Below are 22710 nucleotides of genomic sequence, written 5' to 3'. Positions count from 1 at the left end.
ATCCGTGGTCGTTGTCTTGTCAGCGACGCCGTCATTGTTGGAATCCAGATAGATCGTCCAGTTCTCAATGCCGGTCTCACCCGCATCCCAGACGCCATCACCGTCGGTGTCATCCCATTTGTAACCGGTGATGTTGAAGTTCTTGAAGTTCCCGAAGTTCATCTTTTCGGTCACTTCAAAATCGCCATTCGGAACGTTGTCGGGAATGTCGTTCTTATTGATTGAGACAACCGTGCTGCCGTCCAGCGTACCATCACCATCGTAGGTGACTTGCCAACCGTCCTGCTGGAATTCCGTGATCGTGATTGAATAGTTCTGATTGCTGCCGCCTTCGAGTGGGATGTAGTAACTCCCGACATCATCAAGTATGCCGTCGCCGTTTACATCTGTCGTGCCGTCAGAGGTTGTCGTCGTGCCAACGACCAGGACTGCGTTGGCACCGTTGCCAACCGTGTATTCGTAGTCGATCTTCCAACCGGACAGGGCCTCTTCGCCCTCGTCCCATATGCCGTCACCGTCGACGTCATTCCATTTGTAGCCCGAGATCATCGGGCCTTCGAAATCCTTGGAGACGGACCATTCTTCGAAGCCGTCGTTGGTCGCATAATTGCCGCTCAGGTCTTCATCCGGACCGACGCCATCTGAGTCGGTATCGACCAGTTCGCCAGTGGTGCCGAATTCAGAATAAAGCACAACATAGGTTGAAGAGGCGTCGTAGTTCTCGCCCAACTCGGCCTCGAAATTCGACACCGGCACATAAAAGAACATGTCGGATTTACCGCTGCCGGCTTGAAGGGAATAATCCAACAATACAGAGGTGTCGCCAAGCCCATCCATGTCATAGACAAGATCCGCTTCGCTTTGCAGTTCGGTCAGAGTTGTGCCGTAGTCATCATCCGGGCTGACGTAGACCTGAAGTTCATCCAATGACAAAAGTGGATCGGAATTCTTCTGGTTAATGTCGAGGCGGAATTCGTAATATTCTACGCCGTCGATTTCGATGATCGGAACCTGGTCTAAGGTCAGTGATTTCGTAAAACTGGGTGAAGAATTCTCGTCATTCTGCAATGGGCGATCATCGGTGTTAAAGCCATCTTCGTCACCATCTGCCTGCACACGGACAAAGGCTTGTATCAAACCTGTACCCGCTGAAGTCTCTGGCGATTGCGTTAGGAACAGCGCACCGTTGATTTCCGCTTCGTCGCCGTAACGTGTGCTAAGGTCGTGATAAGTGGTGCCATTAATGAGTTCACTATATGTAGGCATCGTGTTCCTCCCCCAAAGGTATCAAAGAGCCGAGCCGGATTTACGCAATTGTTACGACGCAGGAGAATCTCGCCTCGAACTGTCGCAAATAGTGTTTGGGGGAGGTCAGAAATCCGTGCGCAAAGCGACCGCCCCACTGCTGGGTTGATCTCTTGCGAATTGCACTCAAACCGCGATCACAGATTACAGGGGGTGCCTGTCAATTTGCACTTAATGACAGGTCAATTCTCTGGCCCTAGTTCTGCGATCATTATTGTTACTTCCAATTGAAGTATCGGTTCGATACTCAAATTTGTCAACATTATGGTAACTTTGTGGCAAAATTGTGCCAAGCGATTGCATAATCAGAGTTCTTTGGCGGTTGGCGACCGAGTTAGAGTCCCAAACTTGTGACCGGAATTTGTGCTAGGGCGGAAAAAGGAAGACAAGCAGTCGCACCGCTCAGGCGATTCCTTGCGTCAGAGTTGCTCCCGGCGCGGTGGCTGGGCGCCTTGTTGCGAAACCGAATAGGCTGCCGCACGGACCGCGAGATCAAGCGCCGTTTCAAGCTGTGTGTCGCTGATGTTGGCACTGGCCTTTGGGGAGAGCAGGTTTTGGTCTGACAGCCCGGCAAGGAAGCCTGCATTGAATGTATCTCCGGCACCGACCGTGTCCACAACCGTGGTTTTTGGTGCGGAGACAAAGACAGTGCCACCTGTTTTCCGCCAGGCAGTGGCACCTTTTGCGCCCTCGGTAAACAGCACGATGGACGGGCCGAGCGACAGCAGGGCTGCGATGCCTTCCTTCGTGTCGTGGGCGTCTGGGAAAAGCCATTCGAGGTCTTCGTCAGACGTTTTTACAATATCGCTATGGGCAAGCAACCGATTGAGCCGGTCTCGGTAGGCAGCCTGATCTTTTATAAAGCTGGGACGGATATTTGGATCAAGCATTAAGAGCTTTTGGGGGTAGGCGGACGCAAGCTGCGCATAGGCCTCTGCGGCGGGTTCATTGATCAGGCTGATACCGCCCAAAAACAGCGCATCAACGGCATCTGGCAATTCGGGTAAATCTGTCGTCGAAAGGCACCGGCCTGCCGTGTTTTCGTCGTAAAAATCATAGGTCACAGTGCCGGTTGAAAAGTCGACAAACGCCAGTGTTGTCGGCCGGTCGCTTTTGTGCGCGAACTGTAGGTCGACGTTGCTTGCTTCAAGATGGGCTTCGATCAAGCGGCCGAATTGATCGGTCGAAATGCCCGACAGAAAAGAGACATCAACACCCAGCCGCCCGAGACCGATGGCCGTATTCATCACCGCGCCACCCGGCGTTGGCAGGAGCGCTGGGGCACAGTCGATCTGACGTGGCAGCATATCAATCAAGCATTCTCCGGCGCAGAGTATCATGGCGTTCCCCCTAAAACGTAAACGCGCGGGCCAACATCTCCCAAATGTTACCGCTAACAGCGTGCATAGCTATCCTCAGATCGTTTGCCAATCCCTTTCTGATCTGGCGTCGGAAATTCATCCGCTGTAGGCAGGGTCATGGCATATCTCTTGATCCATACTGGCGGCACGATCGGCATGGTGCAAACCGAGAACGGGTTTGCGCCGCAGGTTGGCGTTGTCGAAGCAGAGGTCGCGGCCTTGCAGAAGTCCGGTGATGTGACCGGGTCATTTGACATTCATCTGCTCGAGCCACTGCTTGATAGCGCAAATGCCAGCCCGCGAGATTGGTCGCGCGTCGCCTCGGTCATCGCTGAACGGTACGAAAGCTACGACGGTTTCGTCGTGACACACGGCACCGACACGCTGGCCTATACGGCAGCCGCTTTGTGCTTCGCGCTGGAGGGTCTTGCGAAGCCTGTGATTGTAACGGGGGCGATGTTGCCGCTATCCGTTCCGGGATCAGATGGCAAACGCAACCTCTTGGACAGCCTGAGGGCAACGCATACGGCACCGCATGGTGTATGGGTTCAATTTGCGGGCCAGTTGATGCATGGCGCGCGCGTGCGCAAATCACATTCGACACAGTTTGATGCCTTCCGCGTGAATGAAGGCGGCGCGCCTCCGGTGCAGGTGGGGCCTCGTTTGAAAGCACACAGCTATGGCGATGCCGATGTTGCTATTCTTGCAATGGCACCGGGATTGTCGACGGGCATGTTCCAATATGCAGCGGAACAGAGCGATGCTTTGCTGCTTCGGGTTTATGGGTCAGGCACCGCACCGGAAAGCGCAGGCCTTGTTCGTGCATTGCGCAGGGCGCAGGATCGCGGCATTCCGGTCTTGGCGGTCAGCCAATGCCCCGAAGGCGGCATGGCGCTTGGCACCTATGCTGCTGGCGCGGTACTACGCGATAATGGTGTGATCGATGGGCGCGACATGACGGTGGAAGCTGCCTATGCAAAGCTGCATCACGCGCTTTCATGGCCGGGCGATCCGATTGCGCGTTTGAACTCCCGCTTGTGCGGAGAATTCATTTAGGTCGCTCTGTCTGTCCACTATTCAGCGATGGCTTGGATAGCGGGGACGGTCTCTGATGCGCGTCCTTGACGGTGAACTATGATCTGAACTTGCGCACTTGTAGGCGCAGCATTGGCGAGTGCATTTGCAAAATCGTTTGCCTCTGTCACAAGAACCGCAACCCGAGCGCCAGAGGATTGTTGTTGCAAAATAGATTGCGCCGCGTCTTTTTGCTGAGCCGCACCATCCCCAATCGCAATTCGGTCAGCATCGCGACGGGGAAGTTCCAATACATCTTTGCCGACCGCCGCCTCGTGAAAAAGTACATCCGCTTCCTGCAACTTCGCGACCGCGCGCATCGTTAGAAGGTCAGCACTTTCTGCGCCTGTCTCAATCACGTCAATTGGGTGCAATCCGTTTGTCTCCGGCAACACACGATTGCGTATGGAAGCTTCGATCTCCTGCGCCGCGCCACCTTCATCACGCGCTCGGAACTTCGCCATTGGTGCCCCGGTGAACACCCAAGACCAAAAGGCCCGCTGCTGGCCAGCAAAGCTGCGATCAACGGCGGGACGCAAGCGCCCGGCGAGCGCCGCAAGCCGTCCAAGGTTGGGTTCCAGCAATCCTTCAATCCGCGTTTTGATCAATCGCGCCAACACGGGAGCCGTGCCCTCGGTGCCAATGGCGACAACCACGGGCGTGCGATCCACGATGGACGGCGTGGTCATGTCGCACAATTCAGGTCGGTCGACCACGTTCACCAAAGGCCCCGCCTGCTTGGCAAGATCACGATAGGCGACATCCGCGCCAGCGCAGCCGGTGGCGACAAACACCATCGCAGCACCTGCGAATTCGACTGGGCCGACCCGGCCAGTATGCTGGGTCAGACGCCCAGCATCCATTTTCTGGCGTAACTCGGCATTCAACTCAGATGCGCAGACAACGATCTGCGCGTCGGTCTTGGCCAACAGCCGCACTTTCTGCGCAGAATTTTCGGCTCCGCCGACAACGACAACCTTGCGGCCGGTCGTTTTGATGAACATGGGAAAGGCGCGCATCACGGCGCTATTCCGCCGCGATTGGCTGCCGTGGTCGCGCAATCAACTGGGCAATTTCCGACCGGCAAGAGCCGCAATTGGTGCCCGCGCCTGTTGATTGACAGATGAATTCGACACTTGCCGTGCCATTGGCCGGGATCGCGTCGAGGATTTGGTTGCGCCCGACACTCATGCAGGAGCAAACGGTTGGTCCTGGGTCGCGCACATCTTTGCCCGGTCGTGCGGCCAGCACGGTCTGCGCCTGTTGCCCGATCTGCGCCGCGATGAAATCGCGCGCCACGGCGACGGGCTCGCGCCCCACATAAAGCGCCGCCATCAGCGCGTCACCTTCATAGAATGCAAGCCGGGTTTGGCCCGCCACTGTATCTGTCACCATCATCGGGTCACTCTCAATGCCAAAAAGCTCTTTGGCATAGCTAGCCCAATCTTGCACGCTGTCCAGCCCGGCCAATTCGGCGCGCAAGCCATTTTCCACGGGCACGCGCGACCAATAGGGCGTAGTTGGCTGAAGGGGGATGGCGGAGACCGCAAAGGCATACCACGCCGCTTCGAATTTCGTGACGCTCACCGCCGCAGATTTGCTTTCGGGTTGTCCAGACACGGGGTCCGTAATGGCCGGGATAACCCGTGCCACGACCGAAGCCGCGGCAGTCTCGCCAGTCCAGTGAATGGGAGCGAAAGGCGCACCCTTGGCCACGTCATCCGTGACCCAAACCCGGAAAATCGCTTCGCCGGAGCGCCCTGTCACAAGGGCAAGATCCGCAGAGGCCACACCACAAGCCAAGGCATCCTCTGGGTGGATTTGCAGGAATGGCTCTGCAAGGTGTTTGCACAGTTTTGCAGACAGACCCGTGCGTGACATCGTGTGCCACTGGTCCCTTGCGCGGCCAGAGTTCAAGCGCAGCGGAAACTGCTGATCGAGTTTTGCTTCGGGCGCGCGCGACGCAATCGGCAGCATGTTCGCGCGGCCCGTGGGCGTGAAAAAAGCTCCGTCCGCAAAGAAGCGGCCACCGTTGGCCGTGTCACTGATTGGCCAGCGTTGCGGGGCAAACGCATCATAGTCCGCATCCGACAAATCCGAGAGCGCAGAGATATCAAAGTCTTTGCCAAAATCGCCAGCGATCCGCGAAAGCTGCGCATGCTCGCGGAAAATGTCAGCCTCGGATTGATAATCAAACGCAGCCTCCCATCCCATGCGGCGCCCAACATCGGCAAAGATGTCCCAATCGGCGCGCGCCTGTCCGGGGTGCTTTAGGGCTGAACGCTGGCGGCTGATGGTGCGATCCGAATTGGTCACCGTGCCGCTTTTTTCGCCCCATCCCAGCGCAGGCAACACAACATCGGCCAATCGCGCGGTGTCGGTCTGCGCATTCAGGTCGCTGACCACAGTAAAATCACACGCAGCGATTGCCTGGGCGACGCGGTCGCTGTCGGGCATGGACACCACTGGGTTGGTGCAGGCAATCCAGAGAGCTTTGATCTGACCGCTTTCAACGGCATCAAACAGATCAACCGCTTTCAACCCGGCTTCGGTCGGAATGGTTGGCGCATCCCAAAACGTCTGGACAGCCTCGCGATGTTCTGCGTTCTCCAGATCAAGGTGCGCGGCCAGCATATTGGCGAGGCCGCCGGTTTCGCGGCCTCCCATGGCATTTGGCTGACCGGTCACTGAAAAAGGTCCGCTGCCCGGCAGTCCAATCCGGCCAGACGCCAAATGGCAGTTGATGATTGCATTGACTTTGTCCGTCCCAGAGGAGGACTGATTGATGCCTTGGCTAAAGACGGTGACCACTTTGTCCGTGGCCGCAAACATTTCGTAGAAGCGTGTGAGATCAGCATCTGACACACCCGTCACGCTTGGATCGTCCGCCCGAGCAGAGGCCAATGCCGCGTCAAACCCGGTCACGTTCTTTGAAACGAAATCAGTGTCTATCTCGCCTGAACTCGCCAAATGTGTGAGCAATCCATTGAACAACGCAGCGTCACTGCCAGGCGCGATTTTCAGATGCAGATCAGCAATGTCGCAGCTCGATGTCCGGCGCGGGTCAACCACGACAACCTTGGTGCCATGTGCCGCGCGTGCCGCCGCGAGGCGTTGATATAGAACCGGATGGCACCACGCGAGGTTTGAGCCAACCAGCACCACCAAGTCCGCGATTTCTAGGTCTTCGTAGACACCGGGCACGGTATCAGTGCCAAAGGCGCGCTTGTGACCGGCGACGGTCGAGGCCATGCAAAGGCGTGAATTGGTGTCGATATTGGCCGAGCCCATAAAGCCTTTCATCAGCTTATTGGCGACGTAGTAGTCCTCTGTCAGAAGTTGGCCGGACACATAGAACGCCACGCTATCCGGGCCATGTTCTGCGATGGTTGACGTGAAGCGATCAGCGACCAGATCAAGCGCCTTATCCCAAGAGGCGGGTGTGCCATCCACCTGTGGGGTCAACAGACGCCCTTCCAGACCAACAGTATCGCCCAGCGCCAATCCTTTGGAGCACAGCCGACCTAAGTTTGCCGGATGCTCTGGGTCACCTTCGACCTTCAGTCCACCATCAGCCTGCGGCGTCAACAAAACGCCGCAGCCCACACCACAATAAGGACAGGTGGACCGAATGGGTGTTGTCATCAGGCTGCTCGATTCATCAACAATGTGCCGTCCAGAAGAATGCGTCCGGCTTCGACTTTCGCCGGAAACGTGTCGATCTTGCCTTCATCTGCACCCTGCGCTTCTCCGGTGTTCAAGTCGAACACCCAATTGTGCAAAGGGCAGGTGACCTTCTGACCATGCACGATCCCTTCAGACAGCGGCCCATTTTTGTGCGGGCAGCGATCAGAGGTCGCAAAAACCTCGGTCTCGCTGGTGCGAAACACCGCGACACAGCCGAGTTTGGTTTTCACGACCCGCGCACCGCGCAGGGGAATGTCATCGATGGCCCCAATATCAATCCAGCTCATTCTGCGGCCTCCAGGGTTAGGTTCGCCATTGGCGCAAATTTTGGTGCTTCGTCTGGCGCTGCCAGTTCGGCCCAAGGGTCTTTTTGATAGATCGACTGCGACAGCTCGAACCGGGCGACGAGCGCTTTGCGATTTTCAATGTCTTCGACGATCTGCTCTTTGACCCAATCAAGACCAACCTTGGCGACCCATTTGTATGGGCGATCAAGGTATTTTGCGTTCTCGCGGTAAAGCTGCATGAAGGCGGTTGCGACCTCGATGGTTTCTTCTTCGGTCTCGCAATCCATCAGACGTTCGGTTTCTTTCACGTCCATGCCCGCAGCGCCAGCAACGCCGACTTGAAAGCCACTGTCCACACAGACAACGCCGATATCCTTGCACGTCGCTTCCGCACAGTTGCGCGGGCAGCCAGAGACGGCCAGCTTCACTTTGTGTGGCGACCAAGAGCCCCAGAGTTTCTTCTCAAGCTTGATGCCAAGACCGGTGGAGTCCTGTGTACCAAAGCGACAATGCTCTTTGCCGACGCAGGTTTTCACCGTGCGCAGACCTTTGGCATAGGCGTGGCCAGAGACCATACCTGCGTCGTTGAGATCTTTCCAAATGGCCGGAAGGTCTTCGCCCTTCACGCCCAGCAGGTCGATCCGCTGGCCACCGGTGACGTGAACGGTTGGCACATTGTATTTCTCTGCGGCATCCGCGATGGCGCGCAATTCGTCCGGCGTGGTCATCCCGCCCCACATCCGAGGCACTACAGAATAGGTGCCGTCCTTCTGGATGTTTGCGTGACGTCGCTCGTTCACAAAGCGCGACTGTGGATCGTCTTTGTATTCCACCGGCCAGTCGGCCAGTAGATAGTAGTTGATCGCCGGACGGCAGACATGACAGCCATTGGGTGTGGTCCACCCAAGCTCCTGCCAGACCGCTGCCTGCGATTTCAGCTCCTGCGATTTGATCAGCCGACGCACGTCCTCATGCGTAAGATCGGTACAGCCGCAGACCGGCTGCGCTGTTGGCATCTGGAAGTCATCCCCAAGGGTGACAGCCATCAGCTGCTCGACAAGTCCCGTACAGGTACCGCAAGAAGCCGAAGCTTTCGTCTGGGCGCGGACCGCACCCAGATCAGTAGCACCGCCTTGGACGGCCTCGACAATTTGACTTTTACATACGCCGTTGCACCCACAGATTTCTGCATCATCCGGTAAGGCTGCAACGGCCTGCAAGGGGTCCAGCGGTTCGCCTCCTTGAAAAGCTGGACCAAAGATTAGCGTATCGCGCATGTCGGAAATGTCGGTCTTGTCCTTGATCAGGCCAAAGAACCAATTCCCGTCGGCTGTATCGCCATACATGACCGCGCCAACGATCACGTTGTTTTCGATAACAAGTCGCTTGTATACGCCTCGACTCGGGTCGCGGAAGACGATGTCTTCACGCCCTTCACCTTCGGCAAAGTCCCCTGCGCTAAAGAGGTCACAGCCGGTGACTTTCAGCTTGGTAGAGACTTCTTTTGGGGCAAAAGTAGCCGCATCACCCAGCAGGGTTGCAGCAACGACCTTTGCTTGATCATACAGCGGCGCGACAAGGCCAAAGAGCTGCCCCTTATGTTCAACACATTCGCCGACCGCCAAAACGTCCGGATCAGAAGTGCGCATCGCGTCGTCAACAGTGATGCCACGTTCAACTTCTATGGAGGCATCGTTGGCCAGCCGTGTTTCCGGACGAATACCCACGGCCATAACAACCAAGTCAGCCGGGATTGTGGTTTTGTCCTGCAACAGAACGGCTTCGACTTTGTCTTCGCCGAGGATCGCGGCTGTCGACGCTTGGCATTTCACTTCGATGCCTTTGTCCTCTAACGCGCGGCGCAGTAGATACCCTGCCGCTTCATCAAGCTGCCGTTCCATCAAGTGACCCATCAGGTGCAGAACGGTCACATCCATCCCGCGCGCCTTCAGGCCCGCTGCGGCCTCCAGACCCAGAAGACCACCACCGATGACCACTGCTTTGGCCCCTGGCTTTTGCGTTGCCTCGATCATGGTGTTGGTGTCATCCAGATCACGATACGCAATCACGCCGGGCAGGTCTTTTCCGGGCACTGGAATGATGAATGGCGCGGAACCAGTGGCCATAAGCAACTTGTCGTAGGCAACTTCACCGTTCTGGCCAACCACAACTTTGCGCTCACGGTCGATCTCGACCACGTGCTCACCAAAGCGGCAGGTCACGCCGTTTTCTTCGTACCAATCGGCATCATGCGTCACGATATCTTCGTAGGTCTTTTCACCGGACAACACTGGCGACAGCATAATCCGGTTATAGTTTCCACGCGGTTCTGCGTTGAACAACGTGATGTCGTAGGCCCCTTTGTTGACCTCCAACAGGTGCTCAAGAACACGGCCCGAGGCCATCCCTGCACCAATCACAACAAGTTTCTGTTTCATGGTCAGCCTTAACTTTCTGAATATGCCGCGGTCTTCATCACGCCAGCCAATGTCGCGTAAGCCCCGGTCCACGCGTCCTTGACGTCTGGTGTGAAAGCGTCGCCGAGACCCTTTTCAAGCGTCCGCAACAGGGACGCGCCAACTGCGTCGTAGTCTTCGGCTTTGACACCGTAGTCGACATGTTTAACCGCCAATTGTTCTGCGACTGGAACGATCTTTCCAAGATCACGCAGCCCGTTCACAACGACGGCCAAAGTCGCCATCAGTTTTGAACCTTGTTCAGTCATATCCGCATTGGCAAAATAGGGCTTCACCTGCGGCGCAGTTTCAAACAGATCGGCGTAAAAGATCTCCGCTGCTTGATCTTTTATCGGCACAACTTTGGCAAAGCTGTCTTGAACCAGTGAGATTGCTTTTTCGTCCATCGTTCACTCCGCTGCGATCTTTGGCTTCACTTTGGGTTTGGCAGATGCCTCAACCTTGGGTTTCGGTTTCGCGCCGTGTTCGTATTCCTCAAGGAAGTCGAGCACTTCTTGGCGGTAGGTGTAGTAATCTGGATGTTCCAAAAGCGCCTTGCGGGTGCGCGGACGCGGCAGGTCAACCTCGGTGATCTTGCCGATTGTGGCCTGTGGGCCGTTCGTCATCATCACAACACGGTCCGCCAACAAGATCGCTTCGTCCACATCGTGGGTCACACAGATGGCGGTCACTTTTGTGCGTGACCAAACTTCCATCAGCACTTCTTGCAGCTCCCAACGTGTCAGGGAGTCGAGCATGCCGAAGGGTTCATCGAGCAGAAGCAGTTTCGGAGACAGGGCAAAGGCGCGGGCAATGCCCACACGTTGGCGCATGCCGTTGGACATGTCAGATGCAGATTTATCCATCGCATCGGCCAGGCCGACCCGTTCCAGATAGTATTCCACAACGTCCTGACGCTCTGCCTGGCTGGCTTTTGGATAGACTTTGTCCACACCAATCGCACAGTTTTCGCGCGCGGTGAGCCAAGGGAAGAGGTTCGGTGACTGGAACACCACCGCGCGCTCTGGGTCAGCGCCTTCGACGTGGCGACCGTCCAGTTTAATAGCCCCTTTAGAGATTTCGTTCAGACCCGCGGCCATGGTGAGAACCGTGGATTTACCACAGCCAGAGTGGCCAATCAGCGAGATGAACTCGCCCTTGTTGATCTTCAGATCAAAGTCCTCAACCACGGTCAGCGGACCTTTTGGTGTCGGATAGACTTTATGAAGCTGAGAGAAGTCCAAGAAGCGGTTCTCGATCAAGCCTTCCTGTGCCTGCGCAACCGCAGCTGGAACACCGTGGATCGGGGTCACATTCGGCAGCTCTTTGCTGCCTTCAACCTTCGCTTCGATGCCTACATCCATCAGGTAGCTGGTCACTTCCTTGCGCAGCTTCTTGAAGGTCTCGTCATTATTCATCGCAGTGCGATCGCGAGGACGTGCCAGCGGAACATTAAACTCTTCACCCAAGGTGCCATCCGGGTTCAGCGCGACGATGCGGTCGGCCATGACAATGGCTTCGTCCACGTCATTGGTGATCAGAACGCAGGTTTGTTTCTCAGCAGCCCAGATAGACACGATCTCATCCGCAAGGTTGCCACGTGTCAGCGCATCAAGTGCGGACAGCGGCTCGTCCAGCAACAGAACCTCTGGGTTCATCGCTAGGGCACGCGCCACGTTCACACGTTGGCGCATACCACCAGACAGTTCCGCAGGACGACGTGTCGCCGCGTGGCTCAGGCCCACCATCTTGACGTAATGCGCGACTTTCTCGTCTTTCTCAGCCGCAGGCATCTTTGGGAAGACGCTGTCGACCGCCAGTCGCACGTTGCCAGAAACAGACAGCCAAGGCATCAGAGAGTAGCTTTGAAAGATCACGCCGCGTTCTGGTCCCGGGCCGGTGATCTCTTTGCCTTTGTAGGTCAGCGCACCTTTGGAAGGTTTCTCCAGACCCGCAAGCAGGTTGATCAGAGTGGTTTTCCCGGTGCCGGAGAAGCCGAGAAGAACGAGGAACTCGCCCTCTTCGACTTCCAGATTGATGTTCTTCAAAACGTCGGTCTTGGCTGTGCCTTCGCCGAAGCTTTTAGAAACGTTATCGAGTTTCAGTATCGCCATGGGTCAGATTACCGATTGTTTGTGAAGGTGAAGGCGGCTTGGATCGCATACATCAGGCGGTCGAGCAGGAAGCCGATGATGCCGATGGTGAAGACAGCCACCATGATTTTCGCCAAGGACTGTGAAGAGCCGTTCTGGAATTCGTCCCAGACGAATTTGCCGAGACCCGGGTTCTGCGCCAGCATTTCGGCGGCAATCAGAACCATCCAGCCCACACCAAGGGACAGACGCAGACCGGTGAAAATCAACGGCAGCGCGGAAGGCAGTACCAGTTTGGTGATCTTGGTCCATGTGTTCATTTTCAGAACCTTGGACACGGACACGAGGTCTTTGTCGATCGAAGCCACACCCAGAGAGGTGTTGATCAGCGTTGGCCACAGGGAGCAGAGCGTCACGGTGATCGCCGAGTTCAGGAAGGACTTCGCGAACCAGCCGTCGCCGTCCACCGCGTAGGTCGCAGACACGATCATGGTCACGATAGGCAGCCATGCGAGTGGAGAAACCGGCTTAAAGATTTGCACCAGCGGGTTGATCGCTGCGTTTGCATATGGCGACAGGCCAGCCAGAATGCCCAGCGGGATCGCAACAACAGAGGCGATCAAAAAGCCGAAGAACACCGTTTTGATCGAGGTCCAGATCTGCTGGTAATAGCTTGGCGCACCAGTAAAGGCGCGTTCTTTTGGCTCTTTACCCTGTGCAATCAGACGCTCGTTCAGCTGCGCAACCTTTTCTTCGAACTGCGCTTTTTTGGCGGCTTTTGCCTGCGCATCTTCGTGAAGGTTAACAGCCTGTTCCCAAACCTGAGATGGTCCCGGAACCGCACCCAATGAGGTTTGAACCTGTGGCGCCAAGGTTGCCCAGAGGAACATAAAGCCCACAATCGCCAGAACCGGCACACCAGCCAGTTTCCAGATTTCTTTGTATTGTGCTTTTGGGTTGTCACCCGCAATGGCACGGAAGATTGGAGTCAGCCAGCCGAGGCCCAGGACGGTGAACCATGTGTCGGCTTTGTTGATCCATGTGAAGATCTTGGCCTTCCGCGCCTCGCGGGCGGCCTGGTCGTCCAACTGTTGTGGATCGATGGCGGTCATTGTTTTGCTCCTTGGTGGGCCGGTGCGTATCGAGTGTCCCGGACCTGGGTTCGTTCGTTCAGTGTTTTGCGATCAGAGCTGCGACCGTCGTTGGACGCAGGTCAAATCGCGAAAGGGGGTGGCAGGGCACCAGATCAGGTGCCCTACCGAGGGAGATTTGAATTAGCCTTGAACTTCGGTGCCCACGACTGTCTGCGCGCCTTTTAGGCCGATTGGCAGGCTGTCGATGTAGGCGTTTGGTGCCTTACCGTCGTATGCGATACCATCGATGATATCCTCAGCAGGTGTTGGCGCTTTGAAGCCGTCGCTATCCCAAGGGAAGTCGGCTTCGTTCGCCATGCCTTCGTCCACCAGTAGGCGGGCTGCTTCCAGATAGATGTCTGGGCGGTAAACGGATTTCGCTGCGTCGAAGTACCATTCGTCAGACTTCGCTTCGGCAATCTGACCCCAACGACGCATCTGTGTCAGGTACCAGATCGCATCAGAGTAGTATGGGTAGGTCGCGTTGTAGCGGAAGAACACGTTGAAGTCTGGAATGTCGCGCTTGTCGCCTTTTTCGAACTCGAAGAAGCCCGTCATAGAGTTCGCGATCACTTCAGCGTCCGCACCCACGTATTCTGGGCGAGACAGGATTTCAACGGCCTCGTCACGGTTGGCGTTGTCGTTTTCATCCAGCCACATCGCGGCACGGATCAGAGCCTTCACAACCGCTTTGGTGGTGTTTGGATATTCTTCAGCGAATTCGTTGGTGATGCCGAATACCTTCTCTGGGTTGTTTTTCCACATCTGGTAATCAGTGATCACTGGAACACCGATGCCTTTGAAAACTGCTTGCTGGTTCCAAGGCTCACCCACGGCGTAACCATAGATGGTGCCCGCTTCCATTGTCGCTGGCATCTGCGGAGGCGGTGTCACGGACAGAAGCGCTTGCGCACCGATCTGACCGGTGATGTTTTCAGGGGAGTAGTAGCCTGGCTCAATACCGCCCGCTGCCAGCCAGTAACGCAGTTCGTAGTTGTGCGTGGACACTGGGAAAACCATACCCATGTTAAATGGCTTGCCTGCCGCCGTGTATTCTTCGACCACAGGCTTTAGGGCGGATGCGCTGATTGGGTGTTGAGGACGGCCATCTGCCATCTTAGGCACATTTGGCTTCATCGCTTCCCAGATCTCGTTGGAAACCGTGATACCGTTGCCGTTCAGGTCCATGGAGAATGGTGTAATGATATGCGCTTCGGTGCCGTAACCGATGGTCGCCGCCAGTGGCTGACCTGCCAGCATATGCGCGCCGTCGAGCTGGCCGTCAATCACGCCGTCCAGAAGAACTTTCCAGTTCGCTTGCGCTTCAAGCGTCACGAACAGGCCTTCGTCCAGAAAGTAGCCCTGCTCATAGGCCACGGCGAGCGGCGCCATGTCTGTCAGTTTAATAAAGCCGAAAGTCAGTTCGTCTTTTTCCAGCTCCAACTCGGCAACGGCCGGGCTGGCCATCGCTGCAGTTGCCGCGAGAATGGAAGCAATTCGTTTCATTCGTTCCGTCCTTGTTGTGGCCCACCGCAAACTCAGATGGGCAATAAAAAAAAGCCGCCGACAATCTGGGCCCAGGGAGGAGAGGAGGGACCCAAGTGTCGAGCGGCTTTGCTCAGTTCACCCGCATCAATGCGGGATGCAATCTCGTCACAGAGCGCCATTGCTCTGCTTCAATCTGAATATGACAGCACTTGATGGTATGAACGAGTCATCAATCGTCGTTTTTGCTGCATTGCAGCGCGATTTTTTGCAATTGCACAATAATTGGGCGCTATTCTGCGCTAGGATCGAAAATTTCGTCATTAAAGAAGCGATCCCGCCCTAGAATCATGCTCCCAGAGACCGTCGAAACCTCGGTTGGCTGAGTGAGCGCGCCTTCGATCTTGGAGGATCGCAGCGGCATTTCAGCCCCAATCGGGAAAAGGTGTTTGCGATAGAGATCCGTGCGGAACACCTGCGACGCAGCGGCAAGATCGGCTGTTTCCGGCAAGCCGTAGCGTTGGCTAAGACGCTCTGCGATCCAGCGACCCTGCGAGAGCCAGGGAAAGCAGACACCGTTGCCTTCAAACCGCAGAAAGTTTTCAACCCGCCGCATGTCGCCTGTACTATTGATGATAAACCGCCCGGATAGCGCGCGATCAATCACTTCGGAATTGATACCAAGGTAGGCGCCGGTCGAAAGCACCTCTGCCGCCATCGTCAGGTTCTTCTCGTCAGACAGCCAGCAACACGCCCGCCAAACGGCCCTCATTAGCCCGCTGACGGTCTCATCATTTTCCTCAGCCCAGCTTTCGCGTACCGCTAGAACTTTTTCGGGCGCCGAAGACCAGATCGCCGCCGTTGGCAATACAAGCGACCCCGCCGCGCGCTCCACCGTGATCGAGCCCCAAGGCTCTCCAACGCAGAACCCATCGAGTTCGCGCCGCTCAATCGCAGCCGTCATCAGGGGCGGTGGCACCGCTTGGATATGAAAATCTTGCCCAGTCGTCAGTCCCAAGTGGGTCAGCCACATCGTCACCAACTCTGCATGCATCGAAAGCGCGAACGGCACCCCAATGCGCAAAGGCCGCGGTAAGGTGGCAATGGCTTGACCCGCAACTTTGGCGTCGTGCAGGTCAAAGCCGAAACCTGCATCCAACAGCCGTTTGGTCATGTCGCTTGATAGGCCAAAAACATTGCCGTTCGCCGAAGTCACCATCAGCGCGTTCAATCGCGGCAAACCGGCGAGCAACCCCAGCGCCGACGCCACCGGCACAGGCGACAGCATATGTGCCGCTTGGATTTGCCCAAACGCGAGCAAATCGCGCAGCGTCGACCAGCTTGGCGCAGCCTCCAAGGCCAGCGAGAGCCCTTCTTCCTCGGCAAACCCAAGTTCCTTGGCAACGATCAGCGGCGCGGCGTCAACAAGAGGGATATAGCCGGCTTTCACAAGTTGCAGGCTCATGACAACAGGTCCGCCGTGGTCACCAAGGCCGAGGCGACATCTGCAACGCGCTTGCCCTGACCCATTGCCGTTTTGCGCAGTAGCGCATAGGCCTCTTCTTCCGAGATCCCGCGCGCTTTCATAAGCAGCCCCTTGGCGCGGTCGATCACCTTGCGCTCTTCCAATGCGCGCTTTGTAGTCTCGAGTTCCGCCCGCATGCGTTGAAACATTTGAAACCGCGCAATGGCAGCATCCATAACCGGTTTGATCCGATCCGTGTGGAGCCCGTCGACAACATAGGCCGACACACCCGCCTCAATCGCAGATTTGGTCATCTGCGCATCGCTATGGTCGACAAAGAAAGCCACAGGGCGCTCCAATGGCGAGGCCGCAGTTGCGAGCTGCTCTATCGTGTCACGCGACGGGTTGGCGACATCGATGAGCACAACATCCGGCTGCAGCCGGGCAATGGACCGAGACAATCCACTTTCCTCGGCAAGGACATGAATCTTGTGGTCGCCTGTCTCAAGCAAGCTATCAACAATCGAAAGCGCGCGCTCTTTGTCGCGTTCCACGATGACAATGGTTAAGTCGTTGCTCAATGTGTTTCTCTGACGCACATACCAGCCTCTGATCTATGCGCCGCTGCAGCGCCGAGCGACGATTCTGCGCCATTCGGCACTGCCCAAGCGCCAACTTGCACAAACAATAGGCGCGTTAGCTTAAATTTTGATCGAATTAGGTGCGCTTGCACGGTTGGAGAAACAGGCCTGCCCTTTCAATCCGCTCACAAAGAAAAGCCACGTGGTCAAGCTTTGCCTTTTGGAACATTTGGTGCGTAAGAGGGTTTGAGATAGTTAACTAACCAATTGAAATTATTTATTTTAATGAGTTTTGCTCTCCAGGAAACCCTCGATGAAACGTCGGCGGCACTGACTGCTGTAAAATCTTCGATACCGTATTGCGACTAATCCCAAAAAGCCGCACCGCCTAACGCTTGCACATACCCCAACATGGCACCCAAGTCCCCACAGGCGCAAAGTATTGGAATTTTTGTTCCGCAATGTCCGATAACACGCCATTTTTGCAGGCCAATTTGATTCCTAGATTCACAGGTTCTGAACTCAAAGCTATAGTCGGTTCGTTAATGACGAATCGCTCGGCGGTCGGGGGGTGGGGTTGCAAGGTTCCTTGCGTTTAAGACTACGAGCAGAGACTCGTCGCAATCACGACTTAGTGGATGCCAATTTGGCACCCTTGGTTCATGCAGGCGCTACGGGGTTTCGCCAGTTTCTCTTGTTTCAATGGCGGTTTTTCTCTGCCATCGAGCAGCGCTGTGACGATGCATCCTGCGCTCTGATTGTACATGATATGCTAAACCGTTTGAACGCCGATTTGAGGTCTCTAGGCCTCTGTTCCCCTCGAAAAAAATTGTCTTTTCAACCAAATGCTTTGGCCATTGACTACCTCGTCATTGGGTCAAGGTTAGGGGCGAAAGTGTTGAAACGGCAGTGGCTGGATACGGCATTGCCTGAAGTTTCAAGCGCGAAGGCATTTCTGAATGCCCCTGACTATGTCTCCTTCTGGCGAGAATTTGTCGCTCGAACAGAGAAAATGCCGGCGACCGGGAAATTTGCGGACGAAGTTGTCATAGATTGTATCGCCCTGTTTGAATTCTGCCTATCCTGTGTGGATTCGGAGCCTGCCAGAGGGAGGGCTGCCCATGTCTGAACAACCCATGCAGTCAGACTATCCGAGCGTCGATCTAACCACGTGTGATCAAGAACCAATCCATATCATTGGTGAAGTTCAGGATTTCGGATGTCTACTTGCTGTTTCTGCAGATTGGATCATCGCGCATGCGTCGACCAATTGCGCAGCTATGCTTCGGCTTGAAGATGAGTCGCTAGCCGGGCGCCCGGTGACGGAGGTTTTGTCTGCCCAAGCCCTGCATGATCTGCGCACGCGCATGCAAATCATGCCGCTTGAGGACGGACCGGTGCGGGTATTTTCCTATGATCTGCTTGGCGACGGGGCGCTGTTTGACATTTCTATCCATAAGTCAGGGCGGCTTTTCATTTTTGAGTTCGAGCCACGCGAGCCGAACCCGGCATCGCATGACCCGGCCTTAGTGCAATCCCTTTTCGCGCGTATTCAGCGGCATTCGGATCTGGGTAAGATGGCGAATGAGGCCGCGCGCGGTCTGAAAGCCCTAAGTGGGTTTGACCGGGTTATGGTCTACCAGTTTGAAAAAGATGATAGCGGGACGGTCATCGCAGAAGCGCGCGAGCCAGAGATCGAACCCTTCTTGGGTCTGCGCTATCCAGCGAGCGATATCCCGAAACAGGCGCGCGAGCTTTACAAGCGCAGCCTTTTGCGGATCATCCCTGATATCAATGCGCCCGTGCACCAGATCGATCCCATAGTCGACCCCAATGGCACGCCATTGGATTTGTCTTTAGCGGTCACGCGGTCCGTATCGAAAATCCATCTGGAATACCTTGGCAATATGGGTGTTGCGGCTTCGATGTCGGTCTCCATTATTGTGAATGGTCGGTTGTGGGGGCTATTTGCCTGCCATCACTACAGCCCGCGCTACATCACCTACGAAAACCGCACTTCAGTCGAACTCTTTGCGCAGCTGTTCAATTTCGAACTCACTCGCCTTGAGATGACCGATGAATTGACCGCGATTGACCGGTCCAGAGCGTTGCATGACCGGCTGATGCCGCGCCTATCCAGCGGCCACAGCCTGTTTGCGGCTTTTGAGGAGCTGTGCAGCGGGATTGGCGAGGTGATTGATTTTGATGGTGCTGCGATCTTTTCGGATGGGCACTACAAGTCCGTCGGGATCGCGCCAGCAAAGGAGCCATTTTTGGATCTGGCGCGGTTCCTGAATTCCACACCGCCCGGGCAGGTTTACCATACGGATCAATTGGCGCTACGCTATCCAGCGGCAGCAGAGCTTGGGGAAGACATTGCAGGATTGCTGGCCATTCCTGTCTCTCGCAAACCGCGTGATTACTTTGTGCTGTTTCGGCAGGAAATCGTGACCTCGGTCACATGGGCCGGAAAGCCAGAGAAGAACATTAAAGTGGGGCCAAATGGCATCCGGCTGACGCCTCGGAAAAGTTTCGAGGCGTGGCAGGAGATCATGAAGGGTCGGAGTCAGCCTTGGCGGACTCGCGAACAGCGGACTGCCGAAGCGCTGCGCACCACTCTGATTGAGGTCGTTTTGAAAATGACCGATGAAAACAACGCGGAACGCAAGCGCGCGCAGGATCAACAGGAGTTGTTGATTGCCGAGTTGAACCACCGTGTGCGCAATGTTTTGAACCTGATCCGGGGGTTGGTCTCTCAGGGGAAAGAAAACGTCGATACGGTTGACACCTTTGGAGAGATCCTCGATGCGCGCATTCATGCCCTGTCGCGGGCCCACGACCAGTTGACCGACTATGCGTGGGATTGGAGCCCCTTGGGCCTTTTGATTAGAAATGAGACGGACGCATTCCTTGCAGGGAAAGCCAACCGCGTGGAAATGTCGGGGGATTATCTTGATCTTGCGTCCGAAGCGTTTACCTGCGTGGCCCTTGTCGTGCATGAACTGGTGACCAATTCTGTCAAATACGGCTCATTGAGCGACTCCAGCGGGCGCATTGAAATCCATACGGACCTCTTGCCCAACGGCGACGCGGTGCTGCTTTGGAAAGAGCACGACGGACCGGTTGTTTCCGCCCCGACACGCAAAGGGTTTGGGACGACGATCATTGAAAAGTCGATCCCTTTTGAACTCAAGGGGAGCGCTGAAGTGCAGTTTGACCCGGACGGGTTGGAAGCAAAGTTCGTGTTGCCGCGCGAATATGTGCGGCCATCGACAAAGCAAAAGCTTAAGGATGCGGTGGAGCACAACACCGAGGTGAAGTCCGACGTTAATTTGTCCGGGCGCGCATTGGTGGTCGAAGACAATATGATCATCGCCATGGACGCGGCCGATATGCTTGAGCAACTGGGCGCAGAAAAGGCAGAGACCACCAGTACGGTCATAGAAGCTTTGGCACAGCTGGAAAGCAATCCGCCCAACCTTTTGCTTGCGGATATGAACCTGGGAAAAGAGACCTCTGACGAAGTGGTCAAGCGCGCCATTGAAATGGGAATACCGGTTGTTTTGGCCACTGGCTTCAGCGACACGGAAAAGCTGCTCGGCCAATACCCACAAGTTAAGCTGATCAAGAAACCCTATGCGATCGAACAACTGAGCGCTGTACTTGCGACGTTGTTTCCTGCGGGAGGTGACGAATAACCGGGTCTTGATGAGCAAAGAGAAAGCCCGCCAGTCGAAACCGGCGGGCTTTCTTGAATGTGAAAAGTCGCTTAGGCCACGTCACGGAAGTTGATCACGTGATGCACGCCGACATCTGGTTCGCTGATGTCATCACTCAGAGCTGCGTTGATCATCTTCAAACCGACAAGGATCGGGTTTGAATCCGATGCCCAAATCGCGGCTTCGCGAGGGGTCAGCTGCAGCAGCGTGACCTTCGGGTCTTCGCGGCCTTTCTCGAACCAAGCAGCAATGGGTGTGCTCCAAAGGCTATCCAGCGTTTCTTCGCTTTCGTAGACGACCAGAGGCCCTTTGATCGAGGCGTGGTAGTCACCCTTTTGCGACTGATAAACATAGATCGCCTCGCCGCCATGACCGACAGCACCGACCAGATCGGTATCAGATGACGTAATAAACCAAATCACGCCACTGTCAGAGTCTGCAAAATGGCTCATCGGCTGCGGATGCTGCGTGCTGTCGTCGATGGATAGCATGCCAGCCCTTGTGTCCTGTAGGCGTTTCCATAGCTGATCGGCTGCGTCTTGGTCGGTTTCAGGTCTGCGTGCCATGTTAGATACGCTCCAAGAAACGGTCCACGGTCTGGCGCACCTCGTCTTTGGTTTGGCCAAGTTTCTGTTCCAACAAGCCCTCAAGCTGTTGGCGTTCGCCACGGGTCTGTTCCAATTCGTCGTCGGTCAATTCACCATAGGCCTCACGCAGTTGGCCTTTGAGTTCAGTCCATTTGCCTGTGATGCGATCGTCGTCCATGTTCTTTCTCCTTGTGAATTTGTGTTGCACCACCTCTTAGGCGGCTCCGCTTTCTCAACGTGTCGGGATCAGCAAAGTTCCGGCGCACGGTGGTGGGACGGCTCCTATGAGCCGCTTTCTGCCTCTTTGCTGCGGGTCACGCGGGTTTTCCCGGCAGGGCGTTCGTGCGCGCGTTTGAGTTCGTCTTCGGTGCCGATGTCGCGTGGGAGTCGACCGCCGGTCCGACCCTGCTGAGACACCGTGCCCTTCGCGCCAAGCACGTCTTCGGTTTCCTTGTGGCCGTCATGAGAGCGATGTCGTTCTGCCATGGTCATTCCTTTCTTTAAGTTTGCGGTGGGTTCGCTGCTGCCCAGAGGGACGCGCAGCGGTGACATTGAGGCGGGAAGGTGTGCTGCTAGTGGGGGCGCAGTTGCAGCTCTGCATCGGCGGCCGCACCAAGCAGCACCGAAAAGGCTGTCAGCCAGAGCCAAGTCAAGAGCATGATGACGCCGCCCAATGTGCCGAAAACTTGGTTGTAAGAGCCAAACGACCCCGCATAGATCGTGAAACCAGCACTGGCGATCAGCCACAGCACGCAAGCGATCCCCGCCCCGGTTGTCATCCAACGGCGTTTGGCGGTGCGGCGGCACGGGCCATAGCGATAAAGAAGTGTGATCCCCAGAACCCCAATGATCATAAGAATGGGCCAGCGCAGAAACAGAATGATCTGCTGCAGAATTTCGTAACCTGTGTAGCCCGCCACGACCGGAAAAACCCCGGCGATGGCAATCGCAATGGTCAATAGAACGATTGACGTCACGGTGAGCGCGATCTGCACCGCGATAAACTTGAAAAACCCGCGGGTTTCAGTCTTACCAAAGATTGTATTCAACCCGGTCATGGTTTGCGCTGTAGCGCGCGAAGCAGAATAAAGTGCCAAACCAAGCGTCGCTATTGCGGCGAAGCCCAGAGTGGATTCATCCGCTGCCAGGACGCTACGCAGTTCTTTTAGGATAATGCTGCCCGCCTCTTCTGGCAGGATATTTGTCAGTGTCTGAGAATTTTCGGCCAAAGCACTTGGCGTCATCGCGATCCCTGCCAAAGCGGTGGCGGCTGTGATTGCGGGGAACAGGGATAGTAGCCCATAAAAGGCAATGCCAGCCGCAAGCAGTCCTGCGTTGGCGTCTTTCTGACGTTTCCAGATACCGAGGAGCAAGTGCCAAGACCCTGAAAATCGAGTCGGCAGGGCCGCACTTAGATTTTCTTGCAATGACATTGGTCCTCCTTGCGTTGGCGCGTTCAATGACTCAACGTGCCAGT

General features: G+C 55.9%; 18 protein-coding genes. 2 read left to right on the top strand and 16 right to left on the bottom strand.

All coding sequences use genetic code 11. From position 1 onward, the window contains the following. Both BUA39_RS08500 and BUA39_RS08495 read right to left on the bottom strand, forming a co-directional pair. Nucleotides 1-1266 (bottom strand): hypothetical protein (locus BUA39_RS08500; protein ID WP_072792657.1); only part of this gene is annotated, 1266 nt, incomplete at its 3' end. A gap of 458 nt (nucleotides 1267-1724) precedes the next feature. Further along, nucleotides 1725-2645, bottom strand: coding sequence for a carbohydrate kinase family protein (locus BUA39_RS08495; protein WP_072792655.1), 921 nt, complete (start codon nucleotides 2643-2645; stop codon nucleotides 1725-1727). A 138-nt stretch (nucleotides 2646-2783) separates the two neighbouring features. On the opposite strand from BUA39_RS08495, the gene BUA39_RS08490 reads away from it, so the two are divergent. After that, nucleotides 2784-3722 carry an asparaginase gene (locus BUA39_RS08490; RefSeq protein WP_072792653.1) on the top strand — a complete coding sequence of 313 codons (939 nt, stop codon included), beginning with the start codon at nucleotides 2784-2786 and terminating at the stop codon, nucleotides 3720-3722. Between the two features lie 17 nt (nucleotides 3723-3739). Here the strand turns inward: BUA39_RS08490 and BUA39_RS08485 are convergent, their stop codons facing one another. The 10 genes from BUA39_RS08485 to BUA39_RS08440 all read right to left on the bottom strand — a co-directional run bounded on the left by BUA39_RS08485 (nucleotide 3740) and on the right by BUA39_RS08440 (nucleotide 16927). After that, the gene (locus tag BUA39_RS08485; RefSeq protein ID WP_165610502.1) at nucleotides 3740-4744 is read right to left on the bottom strand and encodes an NAD(P)-dependent oxidoreductase; all 1005 of its coding nucleotides are present in this window, start codon (nucleotides 4742-4744) and stop codon (nucleotides 3740-3742) included. A 22-nt stretch (nucleotides 4745-4766) separates the two neighbouring features. Further along, nucleotides 4767-7385 (bottom strand): nitrate reductase, encoded by a 2619-nt coding sequence (locus BUA39_RS08480; RefSeq protein WP_072792649.1) that lies wholly within the window; start codon nucleotides 7383-7385, stop codon nucleotides 4767-4769. Beyond that, nucleotides 7385-7714, bottom strand: a complete 330-nt coding sequence (nirD, locus tag BUA39_RS08475) for a nitrite reductase small subunit NirD (protein WP_072792647.1) — start codon at nucleotides 7712-7714, stop codon at nucleotides 7385-7387. Before nirD ends, BUA39_RS08480 begins: the two co-directional genes overlap by 1 nt. Further along, nucleotides 7711-10152, bottom strand: coding sequence for a nitrite reductase large subunit NirB (gene nirB, locus BUA39_RS08470; RefSeq protein ID WP_072792645.1), 2442 nt, complete (start codon nucleotides 10150-10152; stop codon nucleotides 7711-7713). The genes nirD and nirB overlap by 4 nt, the downstream gene beginning before the upstream one ends. 8 nt (nucleotides 10153-10160) lie before the next feature. Beyond that, entirely contained in the window at nucleotides 10161-10577 is a 417-nt protein-coding gene (locus BUA39_RS08465; RefSeq protein ID WP_072792643.1) for a globin family protein, read from the bottom strand. 3 nt (nucleotides 10578-10580) lie between these two features. Continuing rightward, nucleotides 10581-12284 (bottom strand): ABC transporter ATP-binding protein, encoded by a 1704-nt coding sequence (locus tag BUA39_RS08460; protein ID WP_072792641.1) that lies wholly within the window; start codon nucleotides 12282-12284, stop codon nucleotides 10581-10583. Between the two features lie 8 nt (nucleotides 12285-12292). Then, nucleotides 12293-13375, bottom strand: a complete 1083-nt coding sequence (locus tag BUA39_RS08455; protein ID WP_072792640.1) for an ABC transporter permease — start codon at nucleotides 13373-13375, stop codon at nucleotides 12293-12295. A 162-nt stretch (nucleotides 13376-13537) separates the two neighbouring features. After that, nucleotides 13538-14902 carry a CmpA/NrtA family ABC transporter substrate-binding protein gene (locus BUA39_RS08450; RefSeq protein ID WP_072792638.1) on the bottom strand — a complete coding sequence of 455 codons (1365 nt, stop codon included), beginning with the start codon at nucleotides 14900-14902 and terminating at the stop codon, nucleotides 13538-13540. Nucleotides 14903-15173: 271 nt separating this feature from the next. Beyond that, a complete protein-coding gene (locus BUA39_RS08445; protein ID WP_072792637.1) occupies nucleotides 15174-16346 on the bottom strand; it encodes an ABC transporter substrate-binding protein in 1173 nt (390 codons plus the stop codon). After that, entirely contained in the window at nucleotides 16343-16927 is a 585-nt protein-coding gene (locus BUA39_RS08440) for an ANTAR domain-containing response regulator (RefSeq protein ID WP_072792635.1), read from the bottom strand. Before BUA39_RS08440 ends, BUA39_RS08445 begins: the two co-directional genes overlap by 4 nt. 1121 nt (nucleotides 16928-18048) lie before the next feature. Between BUA39_RS08440 and BUA39_RS08430 the strand changes: the two genes are divergently transcribed. After that, the gene (locus BUA39_RS08430; RefSeq protein ID WP_072792632.1) at nucleotides 18049-20625 is read left to right on the top strand and encodes an HWE histidine kinase domain-containing protein; all 2577 of its coding nucleotides are present in this window, start codon (nucleotides 18049-18051) and stop codon (nucleotides 20623-20625) included. 71 nt (nucleotides 20626-20696) lie between these two features. Here the strand turns inward: BUA39_RS08430 and BUA39_RS08425 are convergent, their stop codons facing one another. From BUA39_RS08425 to BUA39_RS08410, 4 genes are all read right to left on the bottom strand, one after another. Continuing rightward, entirely contained in the window at nucleotides 20697-21212 is a 516-nt protein-coding gene (locus BUA39_RS08425; RefSeq protein WP_072792630.1) for a pyridoxamine 5'-phosphate oxidase family protein, read from the bottom strand. Between the two features lies 1 nt (nucleotide 21213). Beyond that, nucleotides 21214-21411, bottom strand: coding sequence for a CsbD family protein (locus BUA39_RS08420; protein ID WP_072792628.1), 198 nt, complete (start codon nucleotides 21409-21411; stop codon nucleotides 21214-21216). Nucleotides 21412-21515: 104 nt separating this feature from the next. Next, nucleotides 21516-21719, bottom strand: coding sequence for a hypothetical protein (locus BUA39_RS08415; protein WP_072792789.1), 204 nt, complete (start codon nucleotides 21717-21719; stop codon nucleotides 21516-21518). 86 nt (nucleotides 21720-21805) lie between these two features. Continuing rightward, the gene (locus tag BUA39_RS08410; protein ID WP_072792626.1) at nucleotides 21806-22666 is read right to left on the bottom strand and encodes a YihY/virulence factor BrkB family protein; all 861 of its coding nucleotides are present in this window, start codon (nucleotides 22664-22666) and stop codon (nucleotides 21806-21808) included. Nucleotides 22667-22710: the final 44 nt, after the last annotated feature.

It is taken from the genome of Cognatishimia maritima, assembly GCF_900129685.1.
Lineage (GTDB): Bacteria > Pseudomonadota > Alphaproteobacteria > Rhodobacterales > Rhodobacteraceae > Cognatishimia > Cognatishimia maritima.
The sequence above is the reverse complement of the archived record's forward strand: the minus strand, read 5'-3'. Positions and strand labels throughout refer to the sequence as shown.